The sequence below is a fragment of the thiotrophic endosymbiont of Bathymodiolus puteoserpentis (Logatchev) genome, from assembly GCF_900127505.1.
Taxonomy (GTDB): Bacteria; Pseudomonadota; Gammaproteobacteria; order PS1; family Pseudothioglobaceae; genus Thiodubiliella.
On the sequence record NZ_UEXF01000007.1, the window covers coordinates 1 to 1,758 of the forward strand.

2 protein-coding genes are annotated in these 1,758 nt (G+C 33.9%); one reads left to right on the plus strand and one right to left on the minus strand.

Annotated features, from left to right (window positions below; all coding sequences use genetic code 11):
• Window positions 1-214: 214 nt before the first annotated feature.
• Window positions 215-412, minus strand: coding sequence for a helix-turn-helix domain-containing protein (locus BHECKSOX2_RS00140; protein WP_180323586.1), 198 nt, complete (start codon window positions 410-412; stop codon window positions 215-217).
• Window positions 413-514: 102 nt separating this feature from the next.
• On the opposite strand from BHECKSOX2_RS00140, the gene BHECKSOX2_RS00145 reads away from it, so the two are divergent.
• Window positions 515-1,378 (plus strand): hypothetical protein, encoded by an 864-nt coding sequence (locus BHECKSOX2_RS00145; protein WP_139681965.1) that lies wholly within the window; start codon window positions 515-517, stop codon window positions 1,376-1,378.
• Window positions 1,379-1,758 lie beyond the last annotated feature (380 nt).

The window sequence follows — 1,758 nt, forward strand, 5'->3', positions numbered from 1 at the left end:
TTTTTTGTGGTGCTGGATAAAAAGCAGTTTTGTTGATTTAGATGGTTGGCAAAATGGGTGGTTTTGGTTTGTTTGGAGTGGGTTTTTAAGGGGCGACTAAGTAATTGGAGATTGTTGTCTGAAATTGTTGGGGCTTTATACTTTTAGTTTTTCACTGATGTAATGCTTAACTTCAGCAGTGAGTCTTATGGCTTTGTTCTTTTTTTGATATCTCTCACAAGCAAGCCTGTTGGCTTGTTTGTGAGAGAGATCCTTTTTTGCCAGTATTGCGAGATAATTCTCTAGAAATAGTTGATTTATTTCTATTCATTGATTTGGCAATAAAAGTTTGGTTGTATCCTTGTTTATTTAGCAGGTAAATATGGTATCTTTGTTCGTAGGTCAATTGTGTATATTTTTTTGCATGTTTCACTCCTTTGTCTTGTCGGATTAAGGGTGTTTAATATACCCTTTGGCCGACTAATTGAGTATTGCATTTATGATGTGAATTCAAGTATTTATAATTAGGAAAAAAATGAAAATAATAAAATTGCATGTCTTAGGTTTGCTGTTTGTTGGCAGTTTTAATGTGTTAGGCACTGAATGTAAGATTAAAAATAAAGATTTAATATATGAAGTTACATCATCAGTTTATTCATATTCAAATGACACTAAAACCGGAACTTGTAAATGCAAAGCAGGATATGAGTTTAAGATTAACCCTCCTCTCCCTATGGGAAGATTATCAGTTGCAGGAAAAGATAATTTATTTACAGAGCCATCTGGTTTAGCAAAAGAAGAAAAGGAACTACAGTGCGTTATACCAAAAGATGACACAGAACTATCGACAGCTGAATGGGCGGTACCTATTTCCATATTTTCTGCAATGGCTATTTCACCGATTGGTTATTCTATATTCAAAAGATTAAATTCGTCGGCTAACACTCCAAATACAAATACAGATACAGATACAATCGAAATGTCTGAAAGTGGATACTTGACTCCTTCTGAAGTGCGTAATCTGCTTCCAGCAAATCAAGTACAAGCTGTTGAGGAACATATTTACTTTGAAATTAATGAAAGTGGGATAGCTTCTCATGAAAATACATATGTTAACTATAGTAGAAATCCTTATGAAAACTTTAAGATTGGTGAAAATACTTATGTTAACTCTAATGTTAGTGAAAATACTTCTGCTAATGGTGAAAATATTTATTCTAATATTGATGAAATACATGAGCCACTTAATGGTGGGGCAACTGGTGGACCGAGGGCTTTACCGAGTATACCGAGTACTACCGCCGATACCGGGACAAGAACTGGCTCCCCTGCTCCAGAAAGAGAATATGATGAGATATCATCTAATATATGCAACAAATGCAAATGTAATATATCATAAGGATCTTGACTAGTTAAGACCCTATTTTTAATACAGCGTATCAGGGTAATAATGCCTTATACTACTCAAAAAAAAATCCAGCTGATCGCTTAAAGCGTCATCTGATTCTGGCGTTATGTTCTGAAATAAACTGACGCGCATAAATTCATTAAAAAAGAGGAAAACATATAAATCATGAGTAGTCGCGAACTTGAAGCAATCCAAGAAGAATGTTCAAATAGAAATCTGGCTTTCAGCCTTGGCATTACATATGATGAGCTTTGCGAATTACAGTGGGAGACTTTTGCATAACTCATAATTCTCCACCCTAATTTTAATTTTTAGATTTTTTCAAAAATATTTTCAAAACTACCTGTATTTTTTCATAAAGTCCAAAAAAA